The organism is Bacillus sp. FSL R9-9834 (genome assembly GCF_038006905.1).
GTDB lineage: Bacteria > Bacillota > Bacilli > Bacillales > Bacillaceae_G > Bacillus_A > Bacillus_A pacificus.
Map to the genome: position 1 here is coordinate 1,649,916 of NZ_JBBOWD010000001.1, position 18,216 is coordinate 1,668,131.

General features: G+C 33.4%; 22 protein-coding genes. 13 read left to right on the top strand and 9 right to left on the bottom strand.

All coding sequences use genetic code 11. The features are described from left to right. Positions 1 to 221: 221 nt before the first annotated feature. The gene (locus tag MKY00_RS08645) at positions 222 to 767 is read left to right on the top strand and encodes a sigma-70 family RNA polymerase sigma factor (protein WP_029141091.1); all 546 of its coding nucleotides are present in this window, start codon (positions 222 to 224) and stop codon (positions 765 to 767) included. 1 nt (position 768) lies between these two features. Then, positions 769 to 1,380: a flagellar motor switch protein FliG gene (locus MKY00_RS08650; RefSeq protein WP_016717050.1), complete on the top strand. Its 612-nt coding sequence runs from the start codon at positions 769 to 771 to the stop codon at positions 1,378 to 1,380. Between the two features lie 91 nt (positions 1,381 to 1,471). Here MKY00_RS08650 and MKY00_RS08655 read toward each other — a convergent pair whose 3' ends face one another. From MKY00_RS08655 to MKY00_RS08680, 6 genes are all read right to left on the bottom strand, one after another. Beyond that, a complete protein-coding gene (locus tag MKY00_RS08655; protein ID WP_001092071.1) occupies positions 1,472 to 2,197 on the bottom strand; it encodes a sulfite exporter TauE/SafE family protein in 726 nt (241 codons plus the stop codon). A gap of 105 nt (positions 2,198 to 2,302) precedes the next feature. Then, a complete protein-coding gene (locus MKY00_RS08660) occupies positions 2,303 to 3,523 on the bottom strand; it encodes an MFS transporter (RefSeq protein WP_016717051.1) in 1,221 nt (406 codons plus the stop codon). A gap of 19 nt (positions 3,524 to 3,542) precedes the next feature. Beyond that, the gene (locus tag MKY00_RS08665; protein ID WP_016717052.1) at positions 3,543 to 3,992 is read right to left on the bottom strand and encodes an ArsR/SmtB family transcription factor; all 450 of its coding nucleotides are present in this window, start codon (positions 3,990 to 3,992) and stop codon (positions 3,543 to 3,545) included. A 128-nt stretch (positions 3,993 to 4,120) separates the two neighbouring features. Next, positions 4,121 to 5,335 (bottom strand): MFS transporter, encoded by a 1,215-nt coding sequence (locus MKY00_RS08670; RefSeq protein ID WP_029141092.1) that lies wholly within the window; start codon positions 5,333 to 5,335, stop codon positions 4,121 to 4,123. A gap of 7 nt (positions 5,336 to 5,342) precedes the next feature. Further along, positions 5,343 to 5,810: a VOC family protein gene (locus MKY00_RS08675; RefSeq protein ID WP_016717054.1), complete on the bottom strand. Its 468-nt coding sequence runs from the start codon at positions 5,808 to 5,810 to the stop codon at positions 5,343 to 5,345. A gap of 166 nt (positions 5,811 to 5,976) precedes the next feature. After that, positions 5,977 to 6,096 (bottom strand): YjcZ family sporulation protein, encoded by a 120-nt coding sequence (locus tag MKY00_RS08680; RefSeq protein ID WP_000120179.1) that lies wholly within the window; start codon positions 6,094 to 6,096, stop codon positions 5,977 to 5,979. 238 nt (positions 6,097 to 6,334) lie between these two features. Here MKY00_RS08680 and MKY00_RS08685 point away from each other — a divergent pair, with 238 nt between their 5' ends. Further along, complete coding sequence (locus MKY00_RS08685) at positions 6,335 to 6,553, top strand: aspartyl-phosphate phosphatase Spo0E family protein (protein ID WP_016717055.1); 219 nt, start codon at positions 6,335 to 6,337, stop codon at positions 6,551 to 6,553. A 49-nt stretch (positions 6,554 to 6,602) separates the two neighbouring features. Further along, positions 6,603 to 6,791 carry an RNA chaperone Hfq gene (gene hfq, locus MKY00_RS08690; RefSeq protein ID WP_016717056.1) on the top strand — a complete coding sequence of 63 codons (189 nt, stop codon included), beginning with the start codon at positions 6,603 to 6,605 and terminating at the stop codon, positions 6,789 to 6,791. 27 nt (positions 6,792 to 6,818) lie between these two features. On the opposite strand, the gene MKY00_RS08695 is transcribed toward hfq, so the two are convergent. Beyond that, positions 6,819 to 7,421 (bottom strand): HD domain-containing protein, encoded by a 603-nt coding sequence (locus tag MKY00_RS08695; RefSeq protein ID WP_016717057.1) that lies wholly within the window; start codon positions 7,419 to 7,421, stop codon positions 6,819 to 6,821. A 172-nt stretch (positions 7,422 to 7,593) separates the two neighbouring features. On the opposite strand from MKY00_RS08695, the gene MKY00_RS08700 reads away from it, so the two are divergent. From MKY00_RS08700 to MKY00_RS08730, 7 genes are all read left to right on the top strand, one after another. Beyond that, on the top strand, positions 7,594 to 8,427 hold the full coding sequence (locus tag MKY00_RS08700) for a flagellar motor protein MotP (RefSeq protein ID WP_016717058.1): 834 nt from the start codon (positions 7,594 to 7,596) through the stop codon (positions 8,425 to 8,427). A 22-nt stretch (positions 8,428 to 8,449) separates the two neighbouring features. After that, entirely contained in the window at positions 8,450 to 9,127 is a 678-nt protein-coding gene (locus MKY00_RS08705) for an OmpA family protein (RefSeq protein WP_000596046.1), read from the top strand. Positions 9,128 to 9,276: 149 nt separating this feature from the next. Further along, the gene (locus tag MKY00_RS08710) at positions 9,277 to 9,645 is read left to right on the top strand and encodes a response regulator (protein WP_000940577.1); all 369 of its coding nucleotides are present in this window, start codon (positions 9,277 to 9,279) and stop codon (positions 9,643 to 9,645) included. A gap of 128 nt (positions 9,646 to 9,773) precedes the next feature. Then, a complete protein-coding gene (locus MKY00_RS08715) occupies positions 9,774 to 11,786 on the top strand; it encodes a chemotaxis protein CheA (RefSeq protein ID WP_016717059.1) in 2,013 nt (670 codons plus the stop codon). A 186-nt stretch (positions 11,787 to 11,972) separates the two neighbouring features. After that, on the top strand, positions 11,973 to 13,613 hold the full coding sequence (locus MKY00_RS08720) for a flagellar motor switch protein (protein WP_061184038.1): 1,641 nt from the start codon (positions 11,973 to 11,975) through the stop codon (positions 13,611 to 13,613). Positions 13,614 to 13,629: 16 nt separating this feature from the next. Beyond that, positions 13,630 to 14,982 (top strand): hypothetical protein, encoded by a 1,353-nt coding sequence (locus tag MKY00_RS08725; RefSeq protein WP_016717061.1) that lies wholly within the window; start codon positions 13,630 to 13,632, stop codon positions 14,980 to 14,982. A gap of 27 nt (positions 14,983 to 15,009) precedes the next feature. Further along, positions 15,010 to 15,726 carry a hypothetical protein gene (locus MKY00_RS08730; RefSeq protein WP_016717062.1) on the top strand — a complete coding sequence of 239 codons (717 nt, stop codon included), beginning with the start codon at positions 15,010 to 15,012 and terminating at the stop codon, positions 15,724 to 15,726. A gap of 84 nt (positions 15,727 to 15,810) precedes the next feature. Here the strand turns inward: MKY00_RS08730 and MKY00_RS08735 are convergent, their stop codons facing one another. Both MKY00_RS08735 and MKY00_RS08740 read right to left on the bottom strand, forming a co-directional pair. Next, positions 15,811 to 16,593 (bottom strand): CheR family methyltransferase, encoded by a 783-nt coding sequence (locus tag MKY00_RS08735; RefSeq protein WP_016717063.1) that lies wholly within the window; start codon positions 16,591 to 16,593, stop codon positions 15,811 to 15,813. Positions 16,594 to 16,632: 39 nt separating this feature from the next. Next, positions 16,633 to 17,130 carry a flagellar motor switch protein FliG gene (locus MKY00_RS08740; protein ID WP_001020115.1) on the bottom strand — a complete coding sequence of 166 codons (498 nt, stop codon included), beginning with the start codon at positions 17,128 to 17,130 and terminating at the stop codon, positions 16,633 to 16,635. 143 nt (positions 17,131 to 17,273) lie between these two features. Between MKY00_RS08740 and MKY00_RS08745 the strand changes: the two genes are divergently transcribed. Beyond that, entirely contained in the window at positions 17,274 to 17,738 is a 465-nt protein-coding gene (locus MKY00_RS08745) for a YaaR family protein (RefSeq protein ID WP_000946323.1), read from the top strand. A gap of 16 nt (positions 17,739 to 17,754) precedes the next feature. Beyond that, positions 17,755 to 18,207, top strand: coding sequence for a hypothetical protein (locus MKY00_RS08750; RefSeq protein ID WP_000275907.1), 453 nt, complete (start codon positions 17,755 to 17,757; stop codon positions 18,205 to 18,207). Positions 18,208 to 18,216: the final 9 nt, after the last annotated feature.

Consider the following 18,216-nt stretch of genomic DNA (forward strand, 5'->3'; position numbering starts at 1 on the left):
TTAAAAATGTAACAGAGATTTGTGATGAAATGTTAGTTTAAGTGAATAGTTTGATTGCTAATACCTAAGTTCAGAATGTAGATACCATTTTCTGAACTTAGGTATTTTATTTGTTATCATATACATAAAAATTAAAAAATTTTTACAAAAGTGATAGGAAATGAGAGTGAAATGCCAATAGTAAGTAAAGGCAGCTGCTAAAGGGGAATTGAGGAAGGAAGATGTTTATGATTTTCGATTCTGAAGTGGATTTAATTACAGCTATGAAAAAACGTGATCAAGATGCTTTGAAAGAAGTAATTGATCAATATGGAAAATTAATTTTATACATTATTCATAAATCATTAAGTAGCCCTATGGAGAAACAATATGTGGATGATTGTTATAACGATGTATTTACTGTCATTTGGTTTCATATCGAACAATTTGATATGGAAAAGGGAAACTTCAAATCTTGGATGATTGGTATTACTAAATTAAAGACATTGGAATATAAAAAGAAAGTATATAAAGAGAATAAAGTCGATAAAGACGTAGAGATAGATACAGGTGTCCATGATAGGTATGAAATAGAACAAGAAGAAGAGATTATGGAAATAGTCCAAGATTTAAACAAGAAGGATCGATATATCTTTTTAAAGAGGTACATTGATGGATATTCCATTGACGATATTGCAAAAGAATTAAAAGTAACGGCGGATTATATATACAATCGAATTTCTCGTGGGAAGAAAAAAATTCAAAAACTATGGAAAGGGAGTGTGTAATATGGATAAAAGATTATTATCTATGTTAAATGAGCTCCAATATTCAGATGAAGAAATTGCACGTTTAGAGAAAGAAGCGGATGAGACTATCAATATAGATAAGTATTATGTGAAAAACGGAGAATTATTGAAGAAATTAACGGTGCAAATGTTGGAAGAATCAGTTCGGAAAGAGTTACAAGAAGGAGAAGAAATTGAATGTGAAATATTAGTAGAAGAGGGGAGCCTTGTAAATTCTAAAGTTATACCAAGTATAGTAACCGCAGGGGCTACTTTTTATTATTACATTGTTTTAACAAATACAAGATTACGAATTAAATCGTTAGATTGTTATTTCAAAAAAATAAATGAGTATAATGTGCTAATTAGTTCAATTCAAGCAGTTTCGAGACATAAAAAAATGAAGAATGTATATGGAATTACTATAGATAATAACTATATACAATTAGGAAGTACCGAGCATGAGCAAGAATTGAAAACGGTAATTGAGAAGCTAAAACAACGAGGGGTGAAAGAAGAGAGATATAAAGAGTTTGAAAAAAGTTGGCTGATTTTTTTCAATGTGTTTGTAATAGCGATAGGTGGGCTTCTAGTTTTAAAATATTTAATTTGAAAATAAAAAGCGGCATAATAGCCGCTTTTTATTGTTATCACGTTTAAAAATATTGAAAACTTATCCGTTATGACACAAACTAAAGCAACTTCTATAACGAATGCAAACTTTCAATAAGAAGATACATGCCCGTGCAACTTAAAAGGATGTACGTAAATATTTTAAAAATCCGTTGATTAAGCCATTTGAAAATAATTTGACCTATATACAAACCTAGAAATACGATTGGAATAGCGTAAAAACTTGATTCCCAAATTGTTTTGTTTGTGCCAGTAAAGAGTATTTGCGTTAGTAGACTAATGAAATATATAAATAGATAAAAAGCTAAAGTAGTTGCTCTCAGCTTCTCTTTTTTTGTATCAGTTCCTGTAAAGTACAGTAACAGAGGTGGTCCCGGCATACCGATACTTGTCGTTAAAAGACCGGATAATCCTCCCGCTAAGAAATCTCTAGATTTTGTTGATTGAATCTTAAAGTTACAGATTAGCATCAACGTTAATAGTAAGAGCAAGATGCTAATTGCTAATTTAAACGTATTGATGTTAATGGAAACGAAAATGAAAATACCAAAAGGAACACCAACTATACTGCCGACAATTAATCTTTTCAGTAGAATACAATCAATGTCCATTCTTATTTTCCAAATGAGTGATATAGAAATAATGAATGATAAAATGATATTTATTTGTATAGCTTCTTGTGGTAGAAATAACATGAGTAAGAAAGGTGTTGCCATAATAGAAAAGCCAAAACCGGTACTCGTTTGTAAAATAGAAGCTACTAATATAATACAAATGAACATGAATATAGTATTCAAAAAAGCCCTCCTACATAATCAAATTTCATTAATATTTTAACATAAAGTAAAACTTTAATCAGTGAGGGCTTACTACCTAGCAAATCGCCGCTTGTTATGTTGCGGTTAATATTCCAATGATGATCCTGTAGCCTTAAAATATTTTTCTCGTGAAGGAGTCATTACTCGGATTGCTAATAAACAGGAAAGGAAAAGGATGAGTAACGAGCTACTTATTACAGTCATTTGAACGGAAAGAAATTGTGCGGATGCTCCAATTGCTAAAATGAAAAAGATTTGGATAAAACTTTTTATGGAATCAAATACGCTATCGATACGTCCTATCATATGAACCGGGATGTTATTTTGATAAAATGTAAAAAAGCCAGTACCAGCAAATGATGAAGAAATGCCAAGTAAAATGAAACCGCCTGCCGCGACGATAAATGAATTTGAAAAGGCGAAAATTACATAGCCTATTGCTGTGAAAATTGTCCCTAATCCGATACAATATTGAATTGGTAAACGTTTGGCAAAAAGAGAGACAAGAAATGAACCGGAAACGTAAGCAGCGCCAGTTATACTAACAAGCATACTGTATTCTATATCGGTTAAAAACAGTACTTGTCTTGTAAAAACAACTTCTTGTGAATCAAGTGCCATAGCGACAAGCATAGTCGCTTGAAATAAAACGAATATGAGAATAATGTACGTTTCAGTTCGAGCGAATGAAAAAACTTGTTTCCAATCACTTCGTAATGTTTGTACGAAAGTATTTGCAACTTCTTCGCTTTGCTTTGTTTGTAACGTAATATTAGGTAAGAAATAAATGAGAATAGTAGAAAGTAGAAAGGAAAGTGAGTTGCAGTAAATTACAAAGGATGCTGAGTGCGTGGTGAGAAGTATTCCAGCAAGAGCTGGACCGATAATAAAAGCCCCGCTTGTACAAAAGCTACTCCAAGCGTTGAATTGAGCGCGTTCTTCAGCAGGTATAAGCATTGTTTTATAAGAAAATGAAGCTGGATCGAAAAATGATGTAGCGATACGAGTTAAAAAGATAAAAATATAAATGGCCCAAATAGAATCAAATAGTGGAACGCAGCCAATGAGAGCTGCCCGAATTATATCTGTGATGAGCATAATAGACCGTTTGTTTAATCGATCTACTATACTACCAGACCATATTTTTGTAACAACGGTCGCAATTGGACCGACAATCCATAATCCTGCTACAGCAGCAGGGGAGTTTGTGCTATGTAACACCATTACGTTTAGGGCGATGAGATACATAAAATCACCTAAACGAGAAATTCCTGTTCCCGACAATAATAATAATTTATTTTTCATGAACAAATGGCCCTTTCTTTCATTGTTTTTTTAGCCTGCAGGAAATAGCGTATTCCTCTTCAGAGTTTGATTGACGAGCGGTTTTGTTTTCCCATCGTAATAAAACTTGTGTAACTTCCCAAGTAAGCTGTTGTAATTCCTCTGGAGTTAAAAATAAATGAGATACAATATGACTGCCTGTATTCGTTCCTTCTGTGCCGCTTTCTTCAATATAGAAATGAGCGGATTTTGCCTTGTAATATTTTTCAATAATTCCTCGTTTTTCTTTCGTGTCTACTAATTCAAGTAACCCTCCATCGTACAAAATTTGAATGTGATAATGTACGCTACCAGCAGATTTATTTAGTTTAGTAGCTACTTGCTTTGCAGTGAGTGCTTCGTTTTTTAAAAGGTGAAGAATTTGAATACGTGTTGCATTGGAAATAAGTTTCTGCTGCTCAGCTGAAATAGTAAGCCTATCTTCAAACATTATAATATCCCCTTTCTTATAATCTGAATTTATTGTACATTCTAAAAAATTAGAACGTAAGAAAAATAAATCGCCTTTTTCCTCTGTTTTTCGACATAAATAAAAATAGCATGTACATAAACATGCTATTAAGTAATAGTAGATTCTTCATTAAGTTTCCCGCGATAAAACAGGTAAAGCCATATAAAACTTACAAATATACAGCATGTAGCTAGAAAACTACCAATGATTTGAGGAGAAAGGATTTCTAATAGCCATCCTGTAATGAACATAGAGAACTGTATAAGTGAACCGTAAATTGAGTAATGAAAGGAAAAAACTTTACCAATCATACTTTCGTGCGTGTAAGTTTGAAGTAATGTCGTATCAAGTGGAACGATGATTCCTCCTGCTATGCGCATACAGAGCAATGTAATGATACCGAAAATAAGTTGATCGGATAGAATGAATCCAAGAAAGAAAATGCCTTGTAGGAAGTAGGCCCAACCAAATGCTTTTTTCATTTTTTCTTTATTGCTGGATATGTAAAGAGTAACGAGAAGGCTTCCTATCATAAGCCCAGCCCCTTGAACCGTATATAAAATCCCAATGTTCGTGTGGAAAATTTTTTCGGCATAGATTGTTAGAAGTAGCTGATAAGCACCTCCAATAAGCCCCCATGAAATGCCTACAAAAATTAATATTAAAATGATTTTTGTTTGTAATATGTATGTGTAACCATCTTTTATATCAGTAAAAAATGCTTTTTTCTTCTTACAAGTATCATAAGAGGGAACACTCATATTATAAATAAAATAGGCCGAAATAAAGTATGATAGGCTATTTACTAAAAAAGCGAATTCAATATGTAAAGATTGTGCAATAATCCCGCCAAGAGAGGCCCCCATAATAGACATAAAACCATTTATTGTACTAGAAAGAGAGTTAGCAGTTACGAAATGATTTTGATGTACGATGTTTTTTAAGGTTGCTTGTTTAGCCGGCTCAAATAAACAAGAAAGTACGGATAAACATATATTAGAAATGAAAATAATCTCAATTTTATATAGTGCGAATAAGTAAGTGAGGACGATTATGCCTCGTAAAATATCGGTAAAAATCATAATGTTCTTTTTAGAAAAACGATCTACAACTCCGCCTATGAAAGGACTAAGCAGAAGCTGAGGTAAACCTTTACTTATAAAGGTGAGTGCAATCATAAATGGAGATTCCGTTATGCTATAGACGAACGTTAATAAAGCTACAGTATGAAACCAATCTCCAAGCACACTTAATGTTTGCCCATAAAATAGTTTTTTGAAGTTATTATTTGTTTTAAGAAGCGCGGAATAAGAAACTGACATAAAAAGATTAATCCTTATGTAATGATGATGCTTGAACTTGTTTTTTCCACTCACTTAAATACACTTTCTCCTCTGTAGGGAGTCCAACAGGTAATTGTGCAATCAATTCTAAACTATTTCCGTCAGGATCGTTAAAGTATACGGCGGCATGCGCTAACTCTGGAAAAACAATTGGTTCAATTGGCTCCATTCCAAAATCTTTTCGTGCTGAAATGCCTTTTTGGTTTAGCCAATGTATTGCATGTTCTAAATCATGTAAGCTTACTTGAAAGGCGATGTGTCGTAAAGAGGGATGATAATTTACTTTGTATTCTGTACCTTCCCAAAGACCGAGCCAACTTTCATTTTCCTTAATCCAAAAGAAAGCAATATCGTCTCCTCTTTTATATAATTTTAGTCCTATCGATTCGTAAAAAGGTATAGACACTTCTAAGCTACGGACGGGTAAATGTGCTTCGTAAAGACCTTTAATCATTGTAATCCTCCTAAGTAAAAATATTTCTTATTTCATAGTAAACGTTTTTTTATTAGTTGAAATCACAAAAAAGAGGGATATAACTTCATACGAAAGTATGAAAAAACAGCTCAAATATGAGCTGTTTTCTTATAGTTTTTCGTTCATTTGTTAAGGATAGGATATATTAGTATCCGTATCCGCCGCCACCCCAACAGCTACATCCGATGATGATTAGAAGGATGAATAGTACGATAAGCAAAGCAAATCCACCGCCGAAACCAGCGCAACTTCCACCATAACTCATATGTTTTCCTCCTTTTGAGTAAGTTAATCTATATAATTCATGGACTACTGTATACAGTATGTTTTTCGTATGGAAAAGGAGCCAGTCTCTTGAGTAATTAGACAAACGCCTGTATGGTCATTTTGATTGTATATGGAGCTAGGGGTATGTGAAGAAATCATTATATATTTCGCGATTTGTTCATAAAAAATATAAAAATTGTAAAAAAAACCATTTTTATATTTTTTTATGAGAGGATTTGTACTATAATTTTACAAGTAATATTATGGGAAAAGGGAGTTTTAGTGAAGAGATGGAGATGGGACAACTACAAAATAAAATAGAAACTAAAAAGAAAGAGCTAATTCAACTTGTTGCTAGACATGGATTGGATCATGATAAAGTTTTGTTATTTAGCCGAGATTTAGATATACTTATTAATAAGTTTATGAATGCGAAAGATAAAGTACATAAATAATTTGCAGTTTTTTATATTAAGATATTCAACGAAGAGGAGAGAGATATATTTGGAACATTTACAAGAAGAGCTATATAAACAAATAAAAGAAGAAAAAAGTATTGTTACAATTTTTTTAAAGAGTGGCGTTAGAATAGTAGGAGAAGTTGTTGCAATAGACAAATTTACCGTTTTAATGTTAGTTGATGGAAAACAACAACTTATTTACAAGCAGGCTGTATCAACAATAATGAAATAAGACACTCGTACTGAGTGTCTTATTTCATTATTGTTTGCAAGCTTCAACGTCAATGCCGGCAGCTAATAATTTTTTTTCACCATCTTGCTCAATGATTTTTTGTAATTTAGATAGGAAAGAATCAAAGTTTGTATGCTTTGCTACTTGGAATGTCATTTTATGCTCAATTGGCAACCACGTATCAATATCAGCTTCGTTATGCTGAATTTTTACCTCAAGCTTATCAAGTGCGTTAGCAACTTTTGCTTCGTATGTTTCTTTCGTTTCAAACTCCATCCATAAATCATATAATTCCTCGCCGAGAGAACCTTTTAATGTTCGTTTAATATTTAAAATTGCTTCTTGTTCATTTATTTGTTTTTGTAATTGTAATTCATGACTATTCATTGTATCAAAAGCAGGAATATCACCAGCTTCTGCTTCGACTAGATCGTGAATAATAACCATTTTAAGTAATTTTTCAATATTTACTTTCTGATCTAAATAAGGTTCAACTAAAATGGCCATTAGAGACATGCGCCACGTATGTTCAGCAACGCTTTCTTGACGTCCGTTAGAAAGCCAGCTATGTCGCATTTCATATTTTAGTTTTTCTGCTAGTGCAATGACTTGTAAAATGTTATGTTCCATCGTGATCCTCCTCATATTTCTATACTATAATTTTAATATGGAAATGAAATGTGTCAATTTTATGAGTATATTGCGATAAATAGATGGTAAGCGTATAATAAACATTATATATGAAAACGCATTATTAAAATAAAAAAATGTTTTACAAAAATGAAAAGGAAAGGGCAGGAATATGGGAGACGAAAATCAAGGATTTGCTAGACCAGAAAGAAGAAAAAGGAAATTTGACATTTCTAGCCCAGTTGGCATTATAGTAGGTTTTGCCATAGTGATAGCGGCAATTATGCTTGGCGGCGGCGGAATAAAAGCTTTTAAAAACTTTTTAGATGTTTCATCTATTTTAATTGTCATAGGGGGAACAACTGCGACAATTGTTGTGGCATATCGATTTGGAGAAATAAAAAAATATACGAAAAGTATTTTTACTGTTTTACATAGAAAAGAAGAAGATTTAGAACAGTTAACGGATTTGTTTGTTGATTTTTCAAAAAAATCTAAAAAACACGGTTTGCTTTCTTTAGAGGTTGATGGAGAGCAGGTGGACAATACTTTTATTCAAAAAGGAATTCGATTAATGTTAAGTGGTTACGATGAAGAGGAATTAAAAGAAGTGTTAATGAAAGATGTTGAAACGGAAGTGTATGAATTAAGAAAAGGGGCAGTATTATTAGATAAAATTGGCGATTTCGCTCCGGCTTGGGGTATGATAGGGACTTTAATTGGTCTTATCATTATGCTTCAAAACTTGCAAGACACATCGCAAATTGGTACAGGGATGGCAGTTGCGATGTTAACGACATTGTATGGATCAGTACTTGCAAATATGATTGCAATCCCTCTTGCTGAAAAAGTGTATCGTGGTATTGAAGATTTATATACAGAGAAGAAGTTTGTTATTGAAGCAATTTCAGAATTGTATCGTGGACAAATTCCGTCTAAATTAAAGTTAAAACTCGATACGTATGTATACGAAACAAAGATAAAAAAAGTAAAACGAGCAGCCTAATATTGCAAGGAGTGGTATGGTGATGATAAAACGACCGCAAAAGGGATCGCCTCGTTGGATGACGACTTTTACAGATTTAACGATGTTATTATTAACTTTCTTTGTATTACTAGTTGCTACTTCAAAGCAGGATGCAGTAAAATTGTCAAAGATGCTTGAAAAGTTTAGTGATACGGAGCAAGTTGATGCAAAAGTAATGGAAAATACTATACCAGATATTTCACATGAAAAAAATGATGAAAAAATGGTCTCAAAAAAGCGAATGGACGACTTGTACAAAAAGTTAAAAGCATATGTAGATAATAACGGTATTAGTCAAGTGAATGTATATCGAGAAGATACAGGGGTAAGCGTTGTTATAGTAGATAATTTAATATTTGATACAGGTGATGCGAACGTTAAGCCTGAAGCAAAAGAAATTATTAGCAAATTAGTCGGATTTTTTCAATCCGTACCAAACTCAATTGTTGTGGAGGGGCATACAGATAGTAGACCGATCCATAATGAAAAGTTCCCTTCTAATTGGGAATTATCTTCAGCACGAGCAGCTAATATGATCCACCATTTAATTGAAGTGTATAATGTGGAGGATAAAAGGTTAGCTGCGGTAGGATATGCAGACACAAAGCCAGTTGTACCGAATGATTCACCGCAAAATTGGGAGAAAAACCGTCGCGTTGTCATTTATATTAAAGAATAGTATTTTAGTATTTTAGTAATAAAATACTAAAATGCAGAAATTCTTTTAAAAAAATATTAAATTTTATCGTTTTATTTTGTATAATGAGTGAGAATGATAAGGTGAAATATTAAGATATATTTATACATAGAAGGAGAGAATCAAAAAGAATGGCACATAAAATTTTAGTTGTAGATGATGCGATGTTCATGCGAACAATGATTAAAAACTTATTAAAAAGTAATTCTGAATTTGAAGTAATCGGAGAAGCGGAAAATGGAGTGGAGGCAATTCAAAAATATAAAGAACTTCAACCTGATATTGTAACATTAGATATTACTATGCCAGAAATGGACGGACTTGAAGCATTAAAAGAAATTATGAAAATTGATTCAAGTGCAAAGGTTGTTATTTGTTCAGCAATGGGACAACAAGGTATGGTATTAGATGCAATTAAGGGCGGGGCAAAAGACTTTATTGTAAAGCCATTCCAAGCAGATCGCGTAATCGAAGCTTTAACAAAAGTAGCAAATAGCTAATATAAAAGGGGTGCCACAAGGAATCAAAACAGTGATAACGGATAGATGTGTGGCCCCTTTTTTCTCATTTTAAAACACTAAATTGTTATACATAAATGAAATGTTTGTTAGACAGGTAGGGGATGAAAATGCAAACAGATCTATTAAATATATTTTTTGAAGAATCGGAAGAACATTTACAGTCGCTAAATGAAAATGTGCTAACTTTAGAACAAAATCCCACTGATATGGATGTTGTGGGAGAAATATTCCGCTCAGCCCATACATTTAAAGGTATGTCTGCGAGTATGGAATTTACGGAAATGGCGGATTTAACGCATAAAATGGAAAACGTTTTAGATGAAATTCGTCATGGGAATATAGTAGTACATGCGGATATTATTGATGTGATTTTTGAATGCATTGATAATTTAGAGAAAATGGTTGCAGATGTGCAGCAAGGCGGAATGGGTAATATTGATGTAGTCGCAACGAAGCAAAAATTAGAAGCGTTATTGAACGGAAATGCAGAAACTTCTATGGAACATGTAGAGCAAGAGTCTATAAACAATGATGATGCAGTTTCGCATGAAGTGCATATAACCGTTGAACAGCAAGCTATTTTAAAAGCAGTACGTGCCATTATGTGTATTGAAGCACTGCAAAATATAGGCGATATACAAAAAACGGTTCCTAGTATTGAAGAGATCGAAGCGGATGCTTTCGGTTTTGAGTTTACAGTATTTATGAATACGGATCGTAGTGAAGAAGAAGTGAAACAGGTAGTGCTTCACGTTTCTGAAATTGAGAAAGTAGTAGTGAAACAAGGAGAATCATTACAGGAAGTAGATTCGATGGTTGCTACGCAAGAAACTACGCGAGTAGAAGAAATGATACAGCCGTCTGTAGTTGCGCAGGTGGAAGCACCTATTGAGGCAGCGAAGCAACCTGCAAGTGCTACGCCAACTAAAAGTACTGCAAAAACGAAAAATGCTAAAGGTGAGAATCGTTCCATTCGTGTGCAGCTAGAGAAAATTGAACGATTAATGAACATGTTTGAAGAGAGTGTAATTGAGCGTGGTCGCATAGATGAATTGGCACAAGCAATTCAAAACAAAGAATTAATTGAGCATTTAAATCGATTAGGCGATATTTCAAAAGATATTCAAAATGTACTTCTAAACATGCGTATGGTGCCGATTGAAACAGTCTTTAATCGTTTCCCGCGTATGGTACGTATGTTAGCGAAAGATTTAGGGAAGAAAATCGATTTACAAATTACGGGTGAAGATACAGAAGTTGATAAAATTGTTATTGATGAAATCGGTGATCCACTCGTTCATTTAATTCGTAATGCAATTGATCATGGTATTGAGACTGTTGAAAAACGTCGTGATGCAGGGAAAAATGAGACGGGTACAATTAAATTAGAAGCGTTCCATAGTGGAAATCATGTCGTAATTCAAATTACGGATGATGGAAATGGAATTCATAAAGGGAAAGTATTAGAAAAAGCGATTAAAAATGGTGTTGTAACAGAATCTGAGGCAAATAAATTAACGGATCGTGAAGTGTTTGATCTCATTTTCCAACCAGGATTTAGTACAGCAGAAGTAGTATCGGATCTTTCGGGGCGCGGGGTTGGATTAGATGTTGTAAAACATACAATTCATAGTTTAGGTGGACATTTAATTATTGATTCAGAAGAAGGAAAGGGAAGTACATTTAGAATTGAACTTCCATTAACGTTGTCCATTATTCAATCTATGCTTGTTCAAACGAATGATAAACGTTATGCTTTACCTCTTGGTAATATTGTTGAAGCAATTCGAATTAAGAGAGAAGACATCCAATCCATACAAGGAAAAGATGTGTTAAACTATCGTGATCAAATTATTGAAGTGAAGCATTTAAGTACTGTATTTGGTGAAAAAACAGTAGATGAGGCATTTGAATCATATGAAAGTCAAATGGTTCCTGTGTTAATTGTTCGTAATACACATCGCAGCTATGGACTTATTGTAAACACAATTATCGGTCAAAGAGAAATAGTCTTAAAGTCATTAGGTGATTTCTTTGCAGAGAGTTCGAACTATTTCTCTGGCGCGACGATTCTCGGCGATGGACGAGTGGTCCTCATTTTAAACCCAGAAGGTTTATAATAGGAATGAAGGAAAGCTCCCCACTTGTATACAATTGGGGAGCTTTTTGGTTAACTACATACTAATATAAAAAAATAATATATATAACAGGAAATAAATACATGTTCACGATTTACGTAATAAGTTTGTTAAAATGTAATGAGTGTATTCATTTAATAGAAAAACAAAAATGAGGAGGCAGGGAAAATGCCTGAGCAACACACAAAAGGGGATACGAGCACAATTGTGCTAGAAAAAGAAAAGGAGCTTTTAACGCCTCAAGAATGTGATATTCTTGGCGAAATTGCAAATATATCATTTGGCTCTGCTTCGACAGTATTATCAACGATTTTAAATAGGCAAGTAAGTATAACTGCTCCTCATGTAGAGTTAGTGGATTTATACGATACAAGTGATGTTGAGGTTCCTCATGTTGTATTAAATATTCATTTTACAAAAGGATTAGATATGGAAAATCTACTTGTCCTTCAGCAAGATGTTGCTTTATCTATTGCTGATTTAATGATGATGGGAACAGGTGAAGTGGAAGAGGGAAAAGAACTTGGTGAATTAGAGCTAAGTGCTGTACAAGAAGCGATGAACCAAATGATGGGATTCGCAGCGACGTCTATGTCGGAATTCTTCCAAGATACAGTAGACATGTCACCGCCGACAATTAAAGTCGTAAAGTTATTAGAAGAGATGGAGAAAATCTCTGGAATAACTGGAAATAACACGATTGTGAAAGTGTCGTTTGACCTTAAAATAGATAATCTTGTAAACTCTAAACTCGTACAAATTGTTTCAGTTGAACATGCGAAACAAATGATAAATAAATTACTACAATTATCTGGTGGCGTAGAAGAGCAAGACGAGCCAGCTGAAGTAGCGGAAGCTGAAATTGTAGAAGAACATGTTAAAAAAGAACAGTTAACGCAAGAAGAGAAAGATGTACTTGGGGAAATTGCCAACATTTCCATCGGTTCAGCTTCAACGGTATTATCAACGCTTTTAAATCAGCCGGTTACGATTAGTACACCCAATGTAGAAGCGATTAATGTGCGTCATTATGACGGTGTACCGGTTCCCTTTGTGATTTTAAATGTCGATTTTGTTGAAGGTTTAAAGAATGAGAACGTATTCGTATTTACGAAAGATGTTGCTTTGACAATGGTAGATTTAATGATGATGGGAACAGGGGAGATTGATCCAGAGAAAGAGCTTAGTGAATTAGAGCTGAGCGGTATTAAAGAAATCATGAACCAAATGATGGGGCATGCGGCAACAGCGATGTCAGAAATGTTTAAAGAGAAGATGGACATGACGCCGCCAGACGTTAAATTTGTCACGTTAAAAGAAGAAATGGAATATTTGGGAGAGTCAATGGAAGTGGATGAACTCGTTCAAATTACGTTCAACCTTGAAATTGGCGACTTGCTTCAATCGAAAATGTATCAAATTTTACCGATTTCAGAAGCGAAAGAAATGGTAAGACGACTGCTATATCCAATGGTGGAAGCAGAAGAAGAGATTGCAGAGGAAGAAATGGAAGAAGAGGTTGTAGAATCTGTTGTACAACCTATTGAATTTAAAGAAGTGAAACAAATTGAGCCAGTGTATATGGATACATCTATTCTACAAAATGTAGAAATGAATGTGAAATTTGTATTTGGAAGTACAGTGAAAACGATTCAAGATATATTAAGTTTACAAGAAAATGAAGCCGTTGTATTAGATGAAGATATTGATGAACCAATTCGAATTTATGTAAATGATGTATTGGTGGCGTATGGTGAACTTGTAAATGTAGATGGATTTTTCGGAGTAAAAGTGACGAAATCACTATAAGGCGTTGAAATAGTAGATGAAAAGCGTAAAGTTTTTTCTAATTTGCTGGCTATGCATACATGTGTGCTTGCTCTTCCCGCTGCAAAGTCAGGCGGAAGAGCAAAATGTACCAGAACAAAATATAAATGAAGTGAATGTACAAGAAGAGAATAAGGAAGTTCAAGAACAGCCAGAACAGGTGGAAATGAAGCAAGATAAAAAGGAACAACAAGAAGTAAAGAATGAGCAAGAAACCGAAAAAAAGATAGAGACGGATCAAGGGATTATTACAATAAATAAGCGAGAATTAAAGGTTGGCGAAGAAGTACGGATTATTGTAGAGCCAAAAGAGAAAAATATTCAAAGTATAAAAGGTATGTTGCGTTTGCCAAAAAACAGTAATCTGTATGAGCAAGAAAGAATGATACCTTTTGACTATGAAGAAGAGACGAAGCGATGGATTGCTAACTATAAGGTCGGGATTTTTGATTTGCAAGGTGATTGGAACCTTCAGCTTATTCAAAGTTTTAAAGAAAATGAGAAAGAAGAGCTTATAGAAAATGAAGTGAAAGTTCCTCTTATTCGTATAAATAATGAAACACCAACAATAGATAAAGAGATGCCGAAGTTGCATAAAGTCACTATTGACGAGGCGACGGAGAATGTAATCGAACGAAAACGAGGCGATTCTATACGTGTAAGAGTGAAGGCGGCAGACGTGGAATCGGTTGTGAAAGAAGTTCGTGTTACATTAAAAGGAAAAGAAAATAAAGAGATTACATTTTTATTAGATTACAATAAGCGCGACATGGAATGGCAAAAAGTATTTGAAATAACGGATGCATTGCCAAATGGGACATACGAGCTACTTGTAGAGGTAGTAGATGCGGCTGGAAATAAACTCGTTGAAGAAAGTGAGTATGTCGTTTCTGTTTTGGAACAAAAAACAGAAGATGATAAAAAGACAGAAGAACGAGAGAAAGAAGATAAATTAGAAAATAAAATAGAAGATAAGAAAGAAACTGAGAAGCAGGAAGACACGAAAGTAGAAATCCCGCTTCAGGAAGAAAAACAGCCAGTTGTTCAAATTCTGAAAAAAGAAGAGAAGGTAAACGACCTTATAAAAGAACCATTGAAAGAGAAAGAAAAAATTACTTATGTTATAAAAGAGCCTCTCACAGACAACAAGGAAGTAAATAATACGAAGGCTCAAAAAGATAAAGATAATAACAATCAAGTCATTTCGAAAAAGAAAGAAAAAAAAGAAGAGCCAGAAGATAAGAAAGAAACTAAAAGTGACCATGGAATACAAGCTTCTAATGTATTTGCTATTATGTCAGGTTTATTCGTACTATTTTTAGTGTTAAAGAGTAATAAAGAATGGGGCTAATTATTTCATCATAGTGGAGGCGCTTAAATGGAAATTAAACGTACGACAATTGAAAATAAGACGCTACAACCATTAAAACAGCCTGCAGCTATTTCGGAACATGAAATCCAGAAAGAACGAAAGTATAGTAATCTAGTGTTTACTGGACAGTCTAAGATTATTTCGAAAAATAATGAAATCGGGATTTTACTTGCGAGTTTAGGTGATGGAAAGGTTATGAAGGAAATGCTTTCTAAAGAGATGGATACAGTATTACAACTCTTTAAAAAGTTACATACATTATCTGGAGAAGGAAAGCAAACAGATAAAATATTTGAACAAGTCATGAGAAGCCTGCAAGGACTTGTTAAGCAGGCGCATATAAAAGAACTTCCTTTGTTAGATGGAACGTATGATTTCGCTGAAGTACAACTATCATTTGGTAGAAAGGTACACATTCCGTTATTAGATGTAAGTGCACTCCTCTCTAGCGTGGAGAGTGATTCATCAGAAGGAAATATAAATTTAATGGTAACGGTTATTACTGCGTATATCACGAAATTGTCTAACGAAACCATTTTAATTAGCGTCACGGATCGCACAGCTAAAGAGCGGGATGCAAGTGTATGGAGAGCACTGGCAGAAATGAATATGACACAATTATCACAGGCGTTGAAACAAACGGTGCAAGAACATAAATGGTCTATGACGTTTCTTTTTCTCCTTATATGGGTTGCTTGTATTATTTTAATTCGAGTTATATAAAAAATGAACGGAATCACGCAATTCTTCGTTATGATTTTAGTAAATAAATACAAAAAAAGCAGGGTGCAATAATCCTGCTTTTTTCTATATTTTTTCATAAAAGAATGTATCAAAACGCTGAAGATTGAATCGTTCAGGTGTTAAAATTTGTTCTGTGCTACCGACAAATAACACACCGCCTTTTCGTAAAGAACGGCTAAACTTTTCATACAGCTTGACTCTTGCTTCTTCAGTGAAATAGATCATTACATTACGACAAACAATTAAATCGTAATTTGTATCGAACGATTGCATTAATAGGTCATGCTGTTTGAACGTGACGTGTTGCTTAATATTTTGATGTAATGAATATATATCATCTTCTTTTGTGAAATGACGTTCTTTCAAATCGCTAGGTAATTCTTTCAAAGAACGTTCCGTATATTGAGCACGTTTTGCACTCTCTAAAATATGAAAATCAAGATCCGTTGCTAGTATTTCATAGCGAAATGGAGAGAGATGTTTCGATAAAATTAAAGAGAGTGTATATGGTTCTTCGCCAGCAGCGCAAGCGGCACTCCATACTTTTAATTTTCCGTTATTTTGTTCGAGTAATTTTGGCAGTGCTTTCGATTCTAACGTTTGCCAACGTTCTTTATTTCTAAAAAACTCTGAAACGTTAATTGTAATATAGTCAATAAAACTTAAAAATAAGTTTTGATCAACACGTAAAGTACTTAAAAACGTAGTGTAGTTTTCAAAGCCTTTTCTTGAAATAAAAGCATCGATTCTACGGCGCATCCTATCTTGTTTATACGAAGCGATATCCATATTGAATTGTTGTTTAAAACTCGCGATAAAATGATCATAATCTTGTTCAATTATCATATTTACAATGGGCACAATAACGATATTGTGCCGCCCCCTTTACATCATACGAATTTTTTGTTCAAAGCTTTTTTTCATTTGTTTTTCATGTAAACCTGGTAAATCATAAATGACAGCATCAATCCCAGCTTCTTTTGCAATGTCAACGGGAATGACAGATGTATGTTTGTCTCCGTTATAAAAACAGAGAACTAAATCGGTATCTTCAATAATTTGTTTCACAAAAAACATATAATCAGATCGATAAATAGAGTCGGAAGGGTGATCAAAAGCAACATACTCGGCTCCGTGTGATTTTAAATAATCTACGATTTCTTGGAATTCATCTGTTACTGCTTGTAACGGTTGGAGCGTGTAAAGGCATAAATTTTGAGCGAGTCTTTCGTTTTCAACGAAAAAACGAAGTACCTCATTTTCAATAGATTTATAACATAATATGTAAATTTTATGTTTGTGAGCATAGTCAGTTAAAAATTTTTTGATTTCTTCTTGATCTAATGCTGTTAATTGATTTGAACCACAAAGAAAAATATTCATAGAATTGTGCCACCTCATGCTAAATTGTAACATATCTTCTATAAAAAATAACTGCAAAATATTAGTGTTCAGAGTATAATTATAAATAACTAGATTTTACGATTAACTTTTGGAAGAAATAAAAAAATAAATAGGTGATATATATGCTGCGTTCAATCTCGCATAATCCAATCTTATCGCATATACCGCCTGCTACTCAAATGCCGAAAGAAGCAAATGTCAGGACTGGACTTGCATTTTCGGATAATTTGCATGCAGATCCGAAAAAAGATAAGTTGTTAGAACAAATGGAAGCGTTTGTTGATAATATTGGAGAAATTAAAGAAAAAATCGAAATGGAATTAACACTTGATAACGTAATGGAATACAAAAATACAGTAAAATCATTTTTGAATTTTTACGTTGATAATGTATTGCAATATAAAGATGTCATGTCTCGTCATCCGCGTTATGGCTATTCACAGAAAATGACGATTGTAAAACAGGCGGAAATGGGATTGAATGAGTTAGAAGATGTTATGAACTTAATTAATACAAAAACAGGACATTTAGAAATGTTAAATCAAATTGGAGAAATCCACGGTTTAATTGTAAATTTAGTCTTGTAAAAGGGAAGGAAGCTATATGTATATACAATTATATGAAAAGCTCGTTATTATTCAAAAAGCATATGAAAACATTCAAACGCTTGGAGAACAAATATATGAGAATTTAAAAAATAAAAATGTAAATGCAGTTCAAAAGTTACAAGTAGAGCAATTGCAGTACATTGAAGGTTTAAAACAATTATCGAGATCATTTGAAGAAATGGTTGTTCAGTTTTGTAAAGAACAGGGAGTGGAATCATTTCGCGTAAGTGCGTTATTTTCGTATTTTTCTCAAGAAGAAATTGAGAAAATGGAAAAATTACAAAAAAACTTAATTGGATTAGAAGAAAATGTAAAAATGCTTCTTTTGAAAAATCAATATTACTTAAACGTACTATTAAAAACTACAGAAAGTATTGTGGATTCAGTTTCTGAATATAACTTAGAACGAAACAATAATTCGCAAATCTTTATGAATGAACTATTGTAAAGGGGAAGT